This window comes from Rhizobium sp. BK060 (genome assembly GCF_014193145.1).
Lineage (GTDB): Bacteria > Pseudomonadota > Alphaproteobacteria > Rhizobiales > Rhizobiaceae > Rhizobium.
The window spans coordinates 309,525-322,254 of sequence record NZ_JACHYW010000003.1; the positions used below are offsets into that span (position 1 = coordinate 309,525).

Sequence of the window (12,730 nt, forward strand, 5' to 3'; positions counted from 1 at the left end):
GCAACCTACCAGACATAGCCCGCGCAAGAGTGGCGTGCACACATTTACATTATCCAATTTCCAGATGATGCTTCCCTAGGCAAATTGGGGGCGGTCATGCAGTGGGTTACTCAAAACGCGGTCCCGTTGATTGGCGCCGCAGTCATCATCATCACGGTCATATTCATAGCCGCCGGCCGAACTGTAACAAATGGGCATGCAATCGTACTGGCAGCTGGTGCAATCTTGCTGGCATTGCCATCCGTGGCGAACTTCGAATGGTCATCCGGAGTGCTCAAATATACCAGCAGGGGAGAGACGCTCGACTTGACCGCCAAACTAGAGAAGCTTGCGCAAGACAATGCTCAAGCCAACGCGGCTTTAACGACAGTCAACGAGGCATTGAAAGTCGCGAACGAGCGAATTTCTCAGCTTGAGACAATGGCTAGTAAACGAGGCGACGGGTCAACCGGAAGTGCCTTGCCAAACACGTCCAACTGGGGCGTTTTTTCCCAGCCGGCGTTCTACGAAAAGCTCGTGAAAGGCAGCCAAGCTGCGACAACCACGAGCAAAGAGAACCTCGACAGCATACAGGAGTTCAGGAATTCGCTAAGCAATTGGCCACCATCGAGCGACTCCTCTAAGTTCCGCTGCGGACCGAGCAATCGCTGCTAGCCGCGAAGCTTGAGGGAAGATATTCCCGATATGCGCACGACAGTCAATGATAGGAGGACGCTCATCGCGACCACTCCTGGCCCCGCATTGCAGGGCATAAGTCGCGCGAGCGTTCGTCGGCGGTCATTTATTTCCACTTCCTTGCGTAACGCCCCTCGCATCTACCTAATCGTGCGATACATTGCTGCCTGCAGCGTAGCCGCCCTGGCGAGGAGAAGCAAAGATGAGCAGATTTCGTGCTTTAGTAGCAGCCGGAACGATGATTAGCCTTTCAGCGCTCACATCGGCCTGCTCGACTCCACCGAATTCAATGGGCTCGGCATCAGGCTATCAGCCTGGAGATTCAATGAATCGAGCCTGCGCGGATGGCTTCAGACCTAGCAACGGCCGCTCGTGCAGTTACTGACGGGCGGTAGCGCAGGTAAGTAGATACTGGCGCATCACTGATCTCGCCCATCCGCTTTCTTGATGTCTTCCCAATACGGATAATGCTCGGCACACCACCATCGCGTTTCTACGCCCTTGGAAGAGGCGTGGCCGAAGCCTCCCCATTTCCCGCATCCCGCCACACTGCAGTAGTGGTTTACGTGAATGTTGGCGCCAGGCGCCTTCGAGTGGTTTTCGATGCTCATCGCGACAGGTTCCTACCATCAATCGCGCGCCTTTATGGCCGCATTTGCATCGCATGAAACCTGCGACCTGGCCTAGCGTCAATCCTCTTCGAAACTTCCATTGTATCTCCCACCGGTCGATGGGTTTGCGCCGCTTGCAATGGGGCATAGGCGAACAACGCTTCATACGGCGCAACTTCGCCAAGTGTTCGTTCCCGGTCAGGCTTCGGCGCTGGAGGAGGCGCCAAGTAGGACAGCAGCCTCGCGCATGAGGTGAGCCACGACCGAAACCGGATCACAACGACAAAGGGAGTGGGAAAAAGTCGGGAAGCCTATTTTTCTTTGAAATAATCAGCAAAGTCATTCAACGCTCATACGGGGCTGGTGGATCATCCGATGTGTGTCTGCTCTTGCTGCCGCAGTTTCTCCCGCAAGGCATCCAGAGCCGGGGAACGGTGTTCCGGGCGCCAGATCAGATGGGTGCGTACCCGAGCGACCTTTGGCGGCAACGGCAGCGCCTGCACGTCACTTTCCGCGTGGACCGCGCGCAAGCACCGAGCGGGGCATGATCGCGACGCCCGAGCCGGCCGCCACGCAGGCTACAATCGCGTGGTAGGACGCCAGTTCCAACACCCGCTCGGGCACCACTTTCGACATCGATAACCAGTCTTCCAGGATGCGTCGGTAAGAACAACCGGTGGCAAACGCGATCACCGTGCGATTCCGCAAGTCCCGCGCGCCTTTGATGGGGGCCATGGTTTTCGGCGCTATCAGCGCCAGTTCTTCGGTGAAGGCTTCCTGTGCCTCCAGCCCTTCTGCGCAGAAAGGCTCCGAGATGAAAGCAGCTTCCACATCGAAACTCCTGACTCGATGCAGCAGCGCGGTGGAATCTCCAGTGACGAGTTCTATCTGCACATCGGGGTAACGCTCGTGATAGGTCGAGAGCAGTGGCGGCAGGCGCGCTGCGGCCGTGCTTTCCAGTGTGCCGATGCGCAATGTGCCGCGCGGCGCACCGGGCCGAAGTGCGGCTTCGGCCTCCGATGACAGGCGCAGCAGACGCTCGGCATAGGCGCTCTTCACGCCCCGTGGAAAGAACTGCTCATGGCAAATCGGCGTGTGATGCGACAAGATAGGACTGCAGCTCATCCGCAAGCTCGACGCAGAATCGCTCGCACTCCTCTAGGAGCGTCTTGTCGCCAGCCTCAGCAATTAACTTTTCGCGAAACCGGATGGCGTCGCCGTAATTCTCGACATCTTCGATCCGCCGGTGCGCGATAAGGGCATAGGGACGGAGATGCGGGTGTCGCATCAGAAGGGCCGCCAACCCATAGCGAAATCTGTCGAAGCGTGCGGGTTCCATGTTCCAAGAACCGTTCTAGAATGAAACTTATGCAGCTCTAAATGCAAGCTATGCGAGAATACTAATACGGAGCTTGCTTATTTGTTCCGCAAGGTTGCAAAAAAATACGTCACGCGGGTGTTCAGGAAGATGTCACAGAAATGAAGCCAGTGACCGAGGACGTGAAGCGTTGGAAGCTGATGGGCCTTGGTGCGCTTGGCGTTATAGGTGTCGGTAGCATGGCATTAGGGGTCACCTTTGCCGACGTCATACGACGAATTTTGATTGCGGTGTTTGGTCGCTAGCTCCGGCCTTGGCGGCTTCACTTGGTCGGCGCCATCGCCTTCACCAGCGCGGTTGGGGCGATCAAGATATTTTTCATGTCGGGGAGCGCGCCGAAGTAGCGCTGGGCAATAGGCGCCCGGTGTCATGTTCGCGGACCGGCGAGTTGTGATGGCTATTTGGGGACGGTAGCGGATTGAGTAGAAGCGGCACCAACCTGCCGCCCATTTTAGTGGAAGACATCCCACCAGTCCTTCTCTTGCGCTTCGTTCATGGTCTCCAGAGCCTCGATTATCTCGATCAGCTTGGCGGCTGTCATTTCTTGAACCTCAGAGATTCCTTCCTCGCCGACAATCATAACCGTCCAAGTACCATCAGAGTACCGGAAAGCGAGGAAAGCGGGTTTGGCGTCGTTCATAACTGTCTCTCCTTTGTGACTTGCGGGATGACAGCAAGACAGCAGGCCAGATCACGGATATCCACTCGCAAAAGTGCGAGCCTCAACGGGCAGTTCCCGGATACTGCGGAGGGTCCGTCCGCCATATCCGGGCTGCATCGTATCCTTGGGAATGAGGATGCCGGAAGCATACGGGGCGCTGTGTGATCTGGCATCACCCGAAGGTCGCACGATTGAATGGACTTAGGTCCAAGCGAAAAGACCCCCACATAGCGCGCGGCGAACGGCGCAACCCGGGTTCCGGAAGGCTCCGAGGGGTGTGGCACGCGAGGGGCGCGCCCGGAGCATTCCGGTGTCCGATGGGTTTGGGACAGCACAAATTATGCAGGACAGGGGCGGCTTGAACAGTCGGACAAAGGTCCTGAAGGCGCCCGAGCCGAAGTCCGATCAATCTCGGACTTAGGTCCGATGTTCAGAAACAACGCTAATGACGTATTATCATCCGCTCGCAAAAGTGGGAGTTCGCGCCACAAAGAAAGCCCCGCTTGGTCGGTGGGGCAAGGTAAGGGCTCCTGAGTGTCACATCGTAGGACGTGAGCGAAGCCTAAAACGCCGAACGCTATGCCTTGGTTCCATCGCGGTTGAGATCGAGGCCGCGTGCGGCATCGACGATATGCTTCAGGTGGCCAACGTCGCGCACGCCCTGCTGATAAAGCTCGATGGTGATTGCAGCAACGCGATCCGCCTCCTCGGAGCCAGGCTCTATTCCGAACTCTTCGCAAATGGCATCTAGAACTACGTGGCATTTGCGTAGGTCGTCAGAATCCAGGGGAGCATCGTGGCGACTGAATTGTTTGCGAGACATCACAACATCCTCCATGAAGAACATCTCTCTTGCCATCCCTAGATACCACCAGAACAGCGGGGTCAGAGCTGGGACATAGGAAGGGTCGAGGCGAATGCCTCAGGCGGCTAAATGCGATTGCCGGTCTTTTGTTCCAGCTTCGTCACATTCAGAAATGTCGATGAACGGTTGGCGAAAAATGTTGGCCGTTCGGCCGCCTGTTACCGCCTCGAATCGCAAGGCCCGCCTCTAGGCATGCCGCGAGGAAGAGCTCTTTGCTTACTGCTGGAGGGGTCTGTCGCCTAAGGGCATTCCGACAGCTGACTACGGCTGCATCGTGATAAGCACCGTGGGCTTTGGGCCATTCGTTTTCGAGGAAGTCCAGGGTGTCGTGAATACTCTCGAAAGACTTTTCAGTGCCATTCTGAAGTCGAACATTTACAGGGGTGTTCCAAAGGACATCCGGCGTCGGCATTTTTTCCTCCTTAATCGACCAACGGCAATGTGATTAAAATCTAATATTTGAGGCGCGCGTGCAAGGGGTGATATCCGGCTGTTTACCTAGCTTGCTCATAGCCAGCTACAGCTACTCTCGCGACAGATGCCTCAACATCAATCGCGCACCCTTATGTCCGCATTTGCACCGCATGAGGCCAGCGAGGCCGCCGGTCAAGTACGAGGGGCGACGAAAGAAGCTGGTGTGGGTGCTGCCGACCATCATTGCCGAGATCGAGCATCGAGCGTGGACGCACGACCGGAAGCTTCGGCAAGCGTCATATAAGGGGCTGCGTGAGGTGCAGGATAGTACGCGTTGATGTCGATCGTTGAAGAACTGCCCGAAGACGTTCAGCAGCGAATGATTGAAAAGCTGCTCGGCAAGGTGAATGCAGAGCGCATCAAATCGGCGACCAAAGGCTTCCGGCCCACACCTGTCATCGTCGCCTACGAGTACTACCAGCTGCCAAAGCAGCTTTTCAGGAACTGGCGGATCGATCGCATCGAGAACGGCCGAAAGGATCAGTACCTCGCAAACTTGGACAAGGAGGCCTGCCTCATTGAGGTGAAACCCTTCGCCGAAAGGGCTTCACCGTCAAGCAGGTGGCGATCGGTCTCCAGCCTACGAAGGCTCAACGCGAGCAAGTCCGCGTCGCCGACAAGAACCGACGGAACTCCGTCATGGACAAACTGAAGGATGTACGGATTTGACCATGCAAAGCACCAGTACGAATGACTTAGCGCGCTGCCGCGAGCTGAACGGCGGCCTTGGCGTCTTCAGCCCTCATCCGACCCTCGATGACCGCTCGGCAAGCTTGCCATGCTCGTTGCCATTTGGCCGTGCTCTGGTTTGGCTCATGGATAAGCCAGGTCAGGGCCTCCTCGGGGGAGCCGACAACGATCCGGATGCGGCTATCTCCGAGCACAAGGGGCTTTTTCCATCGGTGTACCAACATGGCTACGCTCCAATCGCGGGGTGTTCCGTTCTCAACGGCATCGGGCAGCGTTCCGCCTCCAGATAGATGGGTATCCGCAGCCCGCAATGAAAGAGAAGAAATGGGGAACCGGTCGCTGAGTGGCCACCTCAATTCAATCGTCGACAAGCTGAAGGATATCAAGATTTGAACATGCAGACCCTCAATCGAGCCTTCAATCCGTACAACGGCGGCTCGCCATGGCGAAGGCGAGAGCGGCCACTGGAACCCGGCGACCGAGCTATGGTTTGCGATCAAGGCCGCGCCAGGATCGCAGCGCTCCCAATCAGCGCTGGCCAGTGACGACAGAGATCCGAGGCTGAGCCTCATCGAGCGCAACCTTGCCAATGCCGGCTTCGAATCCTTCATGCCGACTTACCGTATTGTCGTTAAGCATCACCGGAACAAGAAGCTGATTGAGCGGCGCTTTCCGATCTTCACCGGGGATGTTTTCGTCAACCTGCCAACACAGCGGTTCGTCCCGGTCGAGGCCGTCGAAGGTGTCGGGAAACTTCTGAAGTACAGCCGGATCTATGGCGATGCTCCCGAGCCATTCAGCTTTCCGCAAGAGGTGATTGATCGACTCCGCTACATGGTCTGGGAACAAGACCAGAAGTTCTTGCTGGATAAGGCTTGGCGTATGCGTCAGGAGGAAGTCGATCGGGAGTTGGTGGAGGTCAAAAAGGCTGCGTCGAGAGCCAGCCGCAAGATCCGGAACGCCCAGTATTCGGAGTTGGCCGGCGGCCTGGCGCCTGCAGCCTTAAGGCGCCTTCATCCCGCGCTTTGGTTATGCAAACGATGGATCAGTTGTTGAGATTGAGCTGATTCGCTTGCTAAGCCATAACCGTATGGTAATATACGCTCACTGATTTGCTGGATGTACAGTGCGCAGAGCGACGGTCCACCGCGGCCCCTAAGGGATAAGCCGCACGATGGAAGAAATGCGTCTTCAGCAAGATTGGGCTTGGTCGGGTGGTGTGGCCCAAATGAACCTACCCAAAAACAGAATGCCGCGAAGTATTTTGTCGCAATCCGGCTGTAGGACCCTAGTTCCTTCTTCAAAGGAGGAGCGTCAACTTGGAAAATCTTAGAGAATTTGCTTCGAGCACAAACGGCGATCGGTGGTTCTTAGGCACGGATGACATATCCAATTCGGAGGTCGTCCTTCACCGCGGCAATCCGTCGTCGGGCGGACATGAAACGGTAATGGCCGTATCTGATTTTTTGGATCGGCGACCATTTGGGCCGGAACGCGGTGCTTTGGTAATGCTGCTCGCGGACAGTCTTCCAGGCGAAAGCGGCGAGGTTCCCGTCAAGCCGGTATGACACCCCAACCTCGATTGGGTAGCACGGCACCAAATCGAGGCAATGCCTAAGTCCCGTAGGTGTGCAGGCACTGCTGGGTGGCCACAGAGCGCCAGGAGCCTAGCTGAGCTTGGAGAGGCGCGTGGCTACCGTGACAGCAAACGATAACTTCATTGAGGCGATGGAATTGGCGAAATACGCTGCCGAAGATTAGGCGAGGAAGTTTCTCGCAGTTCATACACCTACAAAGGTGAAGGGGCCAATGCCCCCCACCTTTCCGGACGCACAGATTGGTTGCGACGGACGCTCGGCAGCGATGAGCCGGGTGTAACTCTACCTAGCCCTAGTTCGACGCGTCACGTTGTTGGCGAGTTCGCCGGTTGTAGCGAACTGACCGAACAGTGCGGTGAGCTTGGCTTCCTCATTGCGATCCAGACGGTGCAGCGAGCAGAAGTCCGCGATGCACCAAACCTTCGTTGCGGCGATAGGTTCGGCTGCGGTCGAATCGATGTGTTGCATAGTTTGTCCTCCCACGAGGACGCTACCGCAAATTAGCTCGTAGTGAAATAAAACAATCACTCCAAAATTGTAGTTCCCGTCACCTGGCGCTGCCTCCTCCAGCGACGGGCGATCGTGCGGCAGGTCGAGATCCGGACGGATAAACCGGTAACCTCCCTGCCGCGCTTGCTATTTGAGCCGGTTGGCTGCTTTGTCGCAAGAATCCCGATCCGAGCCGTGCGTATTGATAATCCGCTTTGCGTCCGCGGTTGCGATACCGTGCTTCTTTGCAAACAGAGCGACCTCGTAGGGTTCCCGCGCTGATAGCCCGCCACGATCTGCTTTGCCGCGCCTCTGCTTGTGGTTTGACACTGTGGTCTCCTAATTGCATGGGCAAGTCATGGCGTATTCTGTTTCGGACCAAAGGTCCAGCGAAGCTAAATCCTACCGCAAATGGTATCGACTCAAGGCGTGGAAAACTGCACGTGCTGTGCAATTGGCGCAGCAACGGCTTTGCGAGCGATGCCTGCAAGATGAGGTCGTGACTGAGGCAACGGTCGTTCGCTCTGCCTGGGTGGAGACAGGCAAGGGCACGCGAAATCACCATGGATGGCTGCTACCGGCCTATACATAGGCGGCTGGTACGGTGTTAAGCGCGCCGAGATGTATTCGATCGGTCAGGACCGAGCGACCGCGAACGTTCTGTTCAAGGACGCTGGCGATGTGCTGGGCGCCTATGCCAATCTGCAGCCTGTATACGCAGAGGAAGAGCTTCCGGACAACAACGAGGAAGTGATTGCCTTTCTGAACCCACTGCCGCCCCCGGTTATGCGGGTGTCAGCCAGGCAGTTCAAGCTCCAGCTTCTCGCGGCGGGCCTCCTCGATAAGGTCGATGCTTGGATCAACACACAGTCGAAGGCGGTCCAGATCGCGTACCAATACAGCGGCACCTTTGTCCGGACTGAGCCCATGATGGCGGCAGGCGTTGCTGCCATGGGCTTCACCGAAGAGCAGATCAACGCATTCTTCACGGCTGCCGCAAACCTCTAAGGCTTCAAAACATGTTCCGGAAAGTCTTCCAGCTCGCGCCGCTCTCGGTCGCAGCGCACTCGCGGATCAAAATTCGAAGGTCTTGTCGTCCTTGGTGTAGCTTTTGCGAAATTCTTCCTCCCAAGGGTCGAAGAACTTCTGGCTCTCGGGGAGCGGTACGCGTGCCGGCACTTCGTCGCTTTCGTGTTGATTTTCAGAATCGCGCATATGCGCTCTAACCAGGTGAACGTCCGAAGTCTACTTTAGGTCGAACACTTATCTGTGGCCGTTGAGAGATTACGTGAGAGTCAACCGCGACCAAGTCGCACCAAGCTCGATGCCAAAGCCTTTCTGAAAAACCGAGGCCGCGGCTAGTGTCGCGGCCTGGCCGTAGACAGAGGCACACAAGACCGGGCAGGGGTTCCACTGGCCTTATGTGTTGACCCTGCTCACAGAGGAACTGCGAGCCATTTCAGAGTAGCCGATCAAGGCAAAAAGCAAGATGCCTTCGTTCGAACAGGTGAGCTTAGCCATTCGGTGAGGATCGGGATAGGCGAGGCCCGCGGGGGTGTACGCGGACCTCGGGGCACTGTCACAGCAAGTTGGCCGCATTTGGGGCCGCGCTCATAGAAGCACAACCGACCATCGATCGCATGTTCGCCAATGGTGGTATTCCGGCCCGCGCCTTGACGGACTAGAACGTGGTTTCCTGTACCAGCCACCACACAGGAAGAAATGCCAGCGCAATCGCTGCCAGCCAGACCGAGGCGAACTTGACCAGATACTGTCGTCTCGCTTTCGCTTCGTCCCATTCGTAGTACATCGCCAACTCCCAACTTTAGGCTTCGCTACTTGAAACACCGCTCAAGCAGCGAGTCGAGTGCGGAACTGCAACTCCTTCCAACAATCTGGAGCCATCCATGACGGACTTCCGGTCCTCAGAGGGCGCAGCCACGCGCCCACCCGCATTTTGCTACGCTATCTCGCCGGGGCGCTTATTGCGGCCGACTATCGCGACACGACGATGGGGAATTCGATCGCGAATGACCCAGGTCGCTGATAAGGGGCTGCGGACCTCAATCACCAAACGCAATGTTTCTCGAGATGCTCTGGCGGAAGCGTGGAATAAGTTCAGTTTCGACTCGGAGATAAGGGTCGTCATGCGCGAGTTCGTTGACACCTACGAGAATTTCTATGGGATCAGCGAAGCGCTCTATCAGGGTTGGGCGAACGGGTAGGCGGACATCCGGAATGTCCTGCTAAAATCTCTTCGCAACCTGGTACTCATTCTCTTCCCAGGATTGGAGTTCGCCAGCTTCGCAAGTGTAATTCTCGTCCGTCTCGTCCAGTCCGATGCCAATGCCGTCGATGTTCGGATCGTCGAAGGTGACGAGAATCCTCGACTTGGGGATTTTTCGCTCCTGAAAGTCCTTCAGTATGAAAGCGAGACATTGAACATTCTTCTTGGTGTTGCTGGTCTGAATGTGACTCTCAATTTTGCGATTAATCTTCGAAAGCGGAAGCGTGTCCGCCCGAGCTGCTTCTGATACCGGCAGCGCCAGCAAACCTAGAACGAAGATCCTTCTCAAACGCAATTTTATCATCTCAGAGTCCTCGTCTGCTACTACCAATTCAGTCTCGCGACAAAGTTGCCACCATCAATCGTGCGCCCTTGTGGCAGCATTTGCATCGCATGAGGCCAGCGAGTTGCCTCAGCGTCAATCCCTTCCCAAACTTCCGCTGTATCGCCCACCGATCGATCGGCTTCCGGCGCTTGCACTGCGGGCATAGGGCGAACATCGCGTCATATTGCGCAAGCTCACCCAGAGTTCGCATACTCTCGGACTTCGACGCCGGCTGAGCTATTCCAAGCGTTTCTTCGGCGGTCTGGTGGTAGTGCAATCGGCATTTGTCGTTGCACTGCGCGTCCGGCCCGCGTTCGCAACCAAGCTCCCTTGCTAAGCCGTTGAGAGCGGCATCTTTGGGCAGCGCGACAACATAAATCGACAGTCAGTGATCACGCCGAACACGGGACGCTTGGGCAGCAACGACCGCGGCAGAACCGGACCAGCCGATCTCAGATGCGGTTTCTACGGCCAGGGTCCGGGCAAAGAGCGTCGTGTTTCTCGAAGCGATCGCAATGCCAGTTACAGTCCTGCGGCATCATCGGATGCGCGACCGCAAAACGCAGCTTTGGGCAATCGGGCGTCTTGGTCGGTCAGGACCCTTGCCCGTCGTCACGGCTTGGTTGGGCAGCCCTTTGCCAGTCGAGATATCTGGTCTCGCGCCCCCGTGAGTTCAAAGCCGGTGCTGTATTCCACATCGGCCTTGACGGCGTACATGGTTGCGAAATCAGCGCCAGATGTAAGGGCGGCAAGCAGCTTCGGATGCTTTAAGAGAACAATCGTTCGCCGATCGGGACTGTTCCCGTCGAGGCGGATCGTCTCTTTGTACCTCCCAATCTCGAAGCGCGCCGATCGCACGCCCATCTCGCCAACAGTGGCATCGCCAATCTCGAAAATGAGACCGTTCTTGGCGTCGCACCGGACCATGTAACAAGCTTCGTTGTCGGTCGCATCAACGTTAGAGCATGTTCCGACCGCTCCGGCATGCGAACCGGTAAGCTTAACCCATGGAGCGGGCGGCTCGACTTCCTGTGCGAGTGCAGGCAATGCCGCAAGGCACGCGCCAAACACACAGGCTGCGACGCCAACCACGACTGCGACTGCCGGTCTGCTGAACCTCATCCTATCCTCGTTTTTCTACTACGTTGCGAGCCCGATAGCGTCTCGACATGGACGCGCTTGTCAAGGTCGATTGACAGGTGACGCAGACCAGCAGGCGGATGGCGCTTGTGATCGCCTCACTTGCTCTGAAAAGCCGGTCGACCGATCGCGGCAGGATCAACTGGTCATGGTAATATTTCTCTTTCTGCCGAGGCGTTCATCTTTCTGGATCGCCCATCAGCAGCCAGCATGATACGTGGGGTGACCTACGCGCTTACCGTTGAGAAGATCCGGCATTGGCGGGTTGCCGTATCAAGCAAGAGCATCCGCCGCGGACTGTGATCCACTGCGCCCGCACCTTTGGCATGAATAGCGAAGGTCGTGACCGATGAAGTCAGACGGGTAGTAGGCCATGCGCATAGCGCCTCTCCTTGAAGAGGTTGCCGACAGCCGCATGATGTCAAGGATTGAGTTTTCGCTTCCGCCCCGAAGCTGTGTGACAAATGGCCTTGGTCGGTGGCGGCGTCAAGACTGCCGCCATTGCGAAAATCTGTGGCTCACTTGAGGGATGGCAAAATCTCCGCGTTCAAAGCCCCTCCTTGCCGACGATAAGCCGCTCCGTTCTCGCGCCCGAAAGCCGCGAGATCCTTCCCAGCCGCGACTTCCTTTCGATCCAATGCCTGACCGCGTCGAGCCCTGTCTCGCGCTCCTCTCTTGCTCTACCGGGCGAGTTTTTGAGTTTGGACAGTGAACAAAAATGTGTGCTGTCCGCTGGTCAAGAACTCGCGCAATTCTTGCTGCGCATCGCGTTCTGAATGGCCTGCACTTTGCCCTTCGCGACGGCAACTTGGCCTTCTTTGTCGCCGCCAAAAGTGCTTGAAGTCGGGACACCAATTAGGAAGACGCCCACAGCATCACCTGTTGCTGCGTCATTTTGCGCCTTCGAAACCGCAGCTAGGTTTTCCTGCTCTTTGACCAGTTCGGCAGCGAGCACCGGGCACGGCGAGCCGGTATAGGCCGCCATGGGAATATCGACCGGTACGATCGCATCCGGACGTTTGGCGCAGGAAGTAGCTGCCAGCAAACTTGCCAGCACAACGTAACGAATTTTCATGAATGCCCCTTAGAAACACTCTTAACCCGACCACGAAATATGCATGACGTGTCGTGGCTTGGAAGGAATAATTCAAAGTTGCGCGTGCTTTTCCACTACCGCAACCAGTTGGAGTGACCCAAGGCAAAGAAAAAGGCCGACACCTCCCTCGGCGCCGACCTTTTTAATCTGTCTCAACAACAACTGCCAGTACATCCGTGGTCAGCCGTCAGAAACACGATGGGTTGAGTGTAGCTCATCTTGGCGAAGCGTCAAGCGCTGCTTATGGAACGTCAGTAATCCCAGGAATTCACCTCGGGTGGCGGGTCACCTTCTGGATCATAAAGAGGATCCGGATCGGCATACAGTCCGCGCTCTACCTGGGTAGCCTGTATTTGTTCAACAGTAGTCTGCGCTTCCGCGCTTCCAGGTTTGCTAAGCGACACTCTGCCCATGCGATCATTCGCTGGTAGTCTGGCGGAA

Annotated in this window: 20 protein-coding genes and 3 pseudogenes; 9 read left to right on the forward strand and 14 right to left on the reverse strand. The window is 56.6% G+C overall.

Features of this window, described 5'->3' with window-relative positions; translation table 11 throughout:
* Nucleotides 1–96: 96 nt before the first annotated feature.
* Together FHT71_RS05295 and FHT71_RS31370 are read left to right on the forward strand one after the other, a co-directional pair.
* A complete protein-coding gene (locus tag FHT71_RS05295) occupies nt 97–654 on the forward strand; it encodes a hypothetical protein (protein WP_183719126.1) in 558 nt (185 codons plus the stop codon).
* Between the two features lie 223 nt (nt 655–877).
* Nucleotides 878–1,060 carry a hypothetical protein gene (locus tag FHT71_RS31370; protein ID WP_132590987.1) on the forward strand — a complete coding sequence of 61 codons (183 nt, stop codon included), beginning with the start codon at nt 878–880 and terminating at the stop codon, nt 1,058–1,060.
* 34 nt (nt 1,061–1,094) lie between these two features.
* Here the strand turns inward: FHT71_RS31370 and FHT71_RS05300 are convergent, their stop codons facing one another.
* The 3 genes from FHT71_RS05300 to FHT71_RS05310 form a co-directional block, all read right to left on the reverse strand.
* On the reverse strand, nt 1,095–1,286 hold the full coding sequence (locus FHT71_RS05300) for a hypothetical protein (RefSeq protein ID WP_132590988.1): 192 nt from the start codon (nt 1,284–1,286) through the stop codon (nt 1,095–1,097).
* Nucleotides 1,287–1,790: 504 nt separating this feature from the next.
* Nucleotides 1,791–2,345, reverse strand: a complete 555-nt coding sequence (locus FHT71_RS05305; protein WP_245505489.1) for a LysR substrate-binding domain-containing protein — start codon at nt 2,343–2,345, stop codon at nt 1,791–1,793.
* 19 nt (nt 2,346–2,364) lie between these two features.
* Nucleotides 2,365–2,625 carry a hypothetical protein gene (locus tag FHT71_RS05310; protein WP_132590990.1) on the reverse strand — a complete coding sequence of 87 codons (261 nt, stop codon included), beginning with the start codon at nt 2,623–2,625 and terminating at the stop codon, nt 2,365–2,367.
* A gap of 119 nt (nt 2,626–2,744) precedes the next feature.
* Here FHT71_RS05310 and FHT71_RS05315 point away from each other — a divergent pair.
* Nucleotides 2,745–2,909: pseudogene (locus FHT71_RS05315) on the forward strand (DUF1515 family protein); the annotation flags it as partial.
* Nucleotides 2,910–3,115: 206 nt separating this feature from the next.
* On the opposite strand, the gene FHT71_RS05320 reads toward FHT71_RS05315, so the two are convergent.
* From FHT71_RS05320 to FHT71_RS05330, 3 genes are all read right to left on the reverse strand, one after another.
* Nucleotides 3,116–3,304: a hypothetical protein gene (locus FHT71_RS05320; RefSeq protein ID WP_007793395.1), complete on the reverse strand. Its 189-nt coding sequence runs from the start codon at nt 3,302–3,304 to the stop codon at nt 3,116–3,118.
* A gap of 598 nt (nt 3,305–3,902) precedes the next feature.
* A complete protein-coding gene (locus FHT71_RS05325) occupies nt 3,903–4,148 on the reverse strand; it encodes a hypothetical protein (protein WP_132590994.1) in 246 nt (81 codons plus the stop codon).
* A 148-nt stretch (nt 4,149–4,296) separates the two neighbouring features.
* Complete coding sequence (locus tag FHT71_RS05330; protein ID WP_007793418.1) at nt 4,297–4,602, reverse strand: DUF982 domain-containing protein; 306 nt, start codon at nt 4,600–4,602, stop codon at nt 4,297–4,299.
* Nucleotides 4,603–4,774: 172 nt separating this feature from the next.
* Here FHT71_RS05330 and FHT71_RS05335 point away from each other — a divergent pair.
* Both FHT71_RS05335 and FHT71_RS05340 read left to right on the forward strand, forming a co-directional pair.
* Nucleotides 4,775–4,942, forward strand: a pseudogene (locus FHT71_RS05335) (ATP-dependent DNA ligase); the annotation flags it as partial.
* The gene (locus tag FHT71_RS05340; RefSeq protein WP_183719130.1) at nt 4,942–5,316 is read left to right on the forward strand and encodes a hypothetical protein; all 375 of its coding nucleotides are present in this window, start codon (nt 4,942–4,944) and stop codon (nt 5,314–5,316) included. The pseudogene FHT71_RS05335 and the gene FHT71_RS05340, both read left to right, overlap by 1 nt.
* A 43-nt stretch (nt 5,317–5,359) precedes the next feature.
* On the opposite strand, the gene FHT71_RS32265 is transcribed toward FHT71_RS05340, so the two are convergent.
* Nucleotides 5,360–5,965 (reverse strand): DUF982 domain-containing protein, encoded by a 606-nt coding sequence (locus FHT71_RS32265; protein WP_348649287.1) that lies wholly within the window; start codon nt 5,963–5,965, stop codon nt 5,360–5,362.
* On the opposite strand from FHT71_RS32265, the gene FHT71_RS05350 reads away from it, so the two are divergent.
* Nucleotides 5,925–6,410: a transcription termination/antitermination NusG family protein gene (locus tag FHT71_RS05350; protein WP_348649289.1), complete on the forward strand. Its 486-nt coding sequence runs from the start codon at nt 5,925–5,927 to the stop codon at nt 6,408–6,410. The two genes, FHT71_RS32265 and FHT71_RS05350, sit on opposite strands and share 41 nt — an antisense overlap.
* 824 nt (nt 6,411–7,234) lie before the next feature.
* On the opposite strand, the gene FHT71_RS05355 is transcribed toward FHT71_RS05350, so the two are convergent.
* Complete coding sequence (locus FHT71_RS05355; RefSeq protein WP_007793431.1) at nt 7,235–7,420, reverse strand: hypothetical protein; 186 nt, start codon at nt 7,418–7,420, stop codon at nt 7,235–7,237.
* A 168-nt stretch (nt 7,421–7,588) separates the two neighbouring features.
* Entirely contained in the window at nt 7,589–7,771 is a 183-nt protein-coding gene (locus tag FHT71_RS05360; protein WP_037082842.1) for a DUF3606 domain-containing protein, read from the reverse strand.
* Between the two features lie 237 nt (nt 7,772–8,008).
* Here FHT71_RS05360 and FHT71_RS05365 point away from each other — a divergent pair, with 237 nt between their 5' ends.
* A complete protein-coding gene (locus tag FHT71_RS05365; RefSeq protein ID WP_183719134.1) occupies nt 8,009–8,449 on the forward strand; it encodes a hypothetical protein in 441 nt (146 codons plus the stop codon).
* Between the two features lie 66 nt (nt 8,450–8,515).
* Here FHT71_RS05365 and FHT71_RS05370 read toward each other — a convergent pair whose 3' ends face one another.
* The gene (locus FHT71_RS05370) at nt 8,516–8,656 is read right to left on the reverse strand and encodes a hypothetical protein (RefSeq protein WP_165933122.1); all 141 of its coding nucleotides are present in this window, start codon (nt 8,654–8,656) and stop codon (nt 8,516–8,518) included.
* A gap of 466 nt (nt 8,657–9,122) precedes the next feature.
* Nucleotides 9,123–9,251, reverse strand: a complete 129-nt coding sequence (locus tag FHT71_RS32130; protein ID WP_007793444.1) for a hypothetical protein — start codon at nt 9,249–9,251, stop codon at nt 9,123–9,125.
* A 220-nt stretch (nt 9,252–9,471) separates the two neighbouring features.
* Here FHT71_RS32130 and FHT71_RS05375 point away from each other — a divergent pair, with 220 nt between their 5' ends.
* A complete protein-coding gene (locus tag FHT71_RS05375) occupies nt 9,472–9,666 on the forward strand; it encodes a hypothetical protein (RefSeq protein ID WP_132591016.1) in 195 nt (64 codons plus the stop codon).
* 21 nt (nt 9,667–9,687) lie between these two features.
* On the opposite strand, the gene FHT71_RS05380 is transcribed toward FHT71_RS05375, so the two are convergent.
* Together FHT71_RS05380 and FHT71_RS05385 are read right to left on the reverse strand one after the other, a co-directional pair.
* Complete coding sequence (locus FHT71_RS05380; protein ID WP_245505491.1) at nt 9,688–10,059, reverse strand: hypothetical protein; 372 nt, start codon at nt 10,057–10,059, stop codon at nt 9,688–9,690.
* Between the two features lie 606 nt (nt 10,060–10,665).
* Nucleotides 10,666–11,175, reverse strand: coding sequence for a hypothetical protein (locus FHT71_RS05385; RefSeq protein WP_007793452.1), 510 nt, complete (start codon nt 11,173–11,175; stop codon nt 10,666–10,668).
* A 547-nt stretch (nt 11,176–11,722) separates the two neighbouring features.
* On the opposite strand from FHT71_RS05385, the pseudogene FHT71_RS31375 reads away from it, so the two are divergent.
* Nucleotides 11,723–11,866 (forward strand): annotated as a pseudogene (locus tag FHT71_RS31375) (ATP-dependent DNA ligase); the annotation flags it as partial.
* 63 nt (nt 11,867–11,929) lie between these two features.
* Here the strand turns inward: FHT71_RS31375 and FHT71_RS05390 are convergent.
* A complete protein-coding gene (locus FHT71_RS05390) occupies nt 11,930–12,268 on the reverse strand; it encodes a hypothetical protein (RefSeq protein WP_007793456.1) in 339 nt (112 codons plus the stop codon).
* Nucleotides 12,269–12,730: the final 462 nt, after the last annotated feature.

Bases quoted from the DNA above. Each gene is read 5' to 3' on its own strand.
- FHT71_RS05295 (WP_183719126.1), top strand. From the start codon at position 97: ATGCAGTGGGTTACTCAAAACGCGGTCCCGTTGATTGGCGCCGCAGTC.
- FHT71_RS31370 (WP_132590987.1), top strand. From the start codon at position 878: ATGAGCAGATTTCGTGCTTTAGTAGCAGCCGGAACGATGATTAGCCTT.
- FHT71_RS05300 (WP_132590988.1), bottom strand. From the start codon at position 1,286: ATGAGCATCGAAAACCACTCGAAGGCGCCTGGCGCCAACATTCACGTA.
- FHT71_RS05310 (WP_132590990.1), bottom strand. From the start codon at position 2,625: ATGGAACCCGCACGCTTCGACAGATTTCGCTATGGGTTGGCGGCCCTT.
- FHT71_RS05320 (WP_007793395.1), bottom strand. From the start codon at position 3,304: ATGAACGACGCCAAACCCGCTTTCCTCGCTTTCCGGTACTCTGATGGT.
- FHT71_RS05325 (WP_132590994.1), bottom strand. From the start codon at position 4,148: ATGTCTCGCAAACAATTCAGTCGCCACGATGCTCCCCTGGATTCTGAC.
- FHT71_RS05330 (WP_007793418.1), bottom strand. From the start codon at position 4,602: ATGCCGACGCCGGATGTCCTTTGGAACACCCCTGTAAATGTTCGACTT.
- FHT71_RS05340 (WP_183719130.1), top strand. From the start codon at position 4,942: ATGTCGATCGTTGAAGAACTGCCCGAAGACGTTCAGCAGCGAATGATT.
- FHT71_RS32265 (WP_348649287.1), bottom strand. From the start codon at position 5,965: ATGAAGGATTCGAAGCCGGCATTGGCAAGGTTGCGCTCGATGAGGCTC.
- FHT71_RS05355 (WP_007793431.1), bottom strand. From the start codon at position 7,420: ATGCAACACATCGATTCGACCGCAGCCGAACCTATCGCCGCAACGAAG.
- FHT71_RS05365 (WP_183719134.1), top strand. From the start codon at position 8,009: ATGGCTGCTACCGGCCTATACATAGGCGGCTGGTACGGTGTTAAGCGC.
- FHT71_RS05370 (WP_165933122.1), bottom strand. From the start codon at position 8,656: ATGCGCGATTCTGAAAATCAACACGAAAGCGACGAAGTGCCGGCACGC.
- FHT71_RS32130 (WP_007793444.1), bottom strand. From the start codon at position 9,251: ATGTACTACGAATGGGACGAAGCGAAAGCGAGACGACAGTATCTGGTC.
- FHT71_RS05375 (WP_132591016.1), top strand. From the start codon at position 9,472: ATGACCCAGGTCGCTGATAAGGGGCTGCGGACCTCAATCACCAAACGC.
- FHT71_RS05385 (WP_007793452.1), bottom strand. From the start codon at position 11,175: ATGAGGTTCAGCAGACCGGCAGTCGCAGTCGTGGTTGGCGTCGCAGCC.
- FHT71_RS05390 (WP_007793456.1), bottom strand. From the start codon at position 12,268: ATGAAAATTCGTTACGTTGTGCTGGCAAGTTTGCTGGCAGCTACTTCC.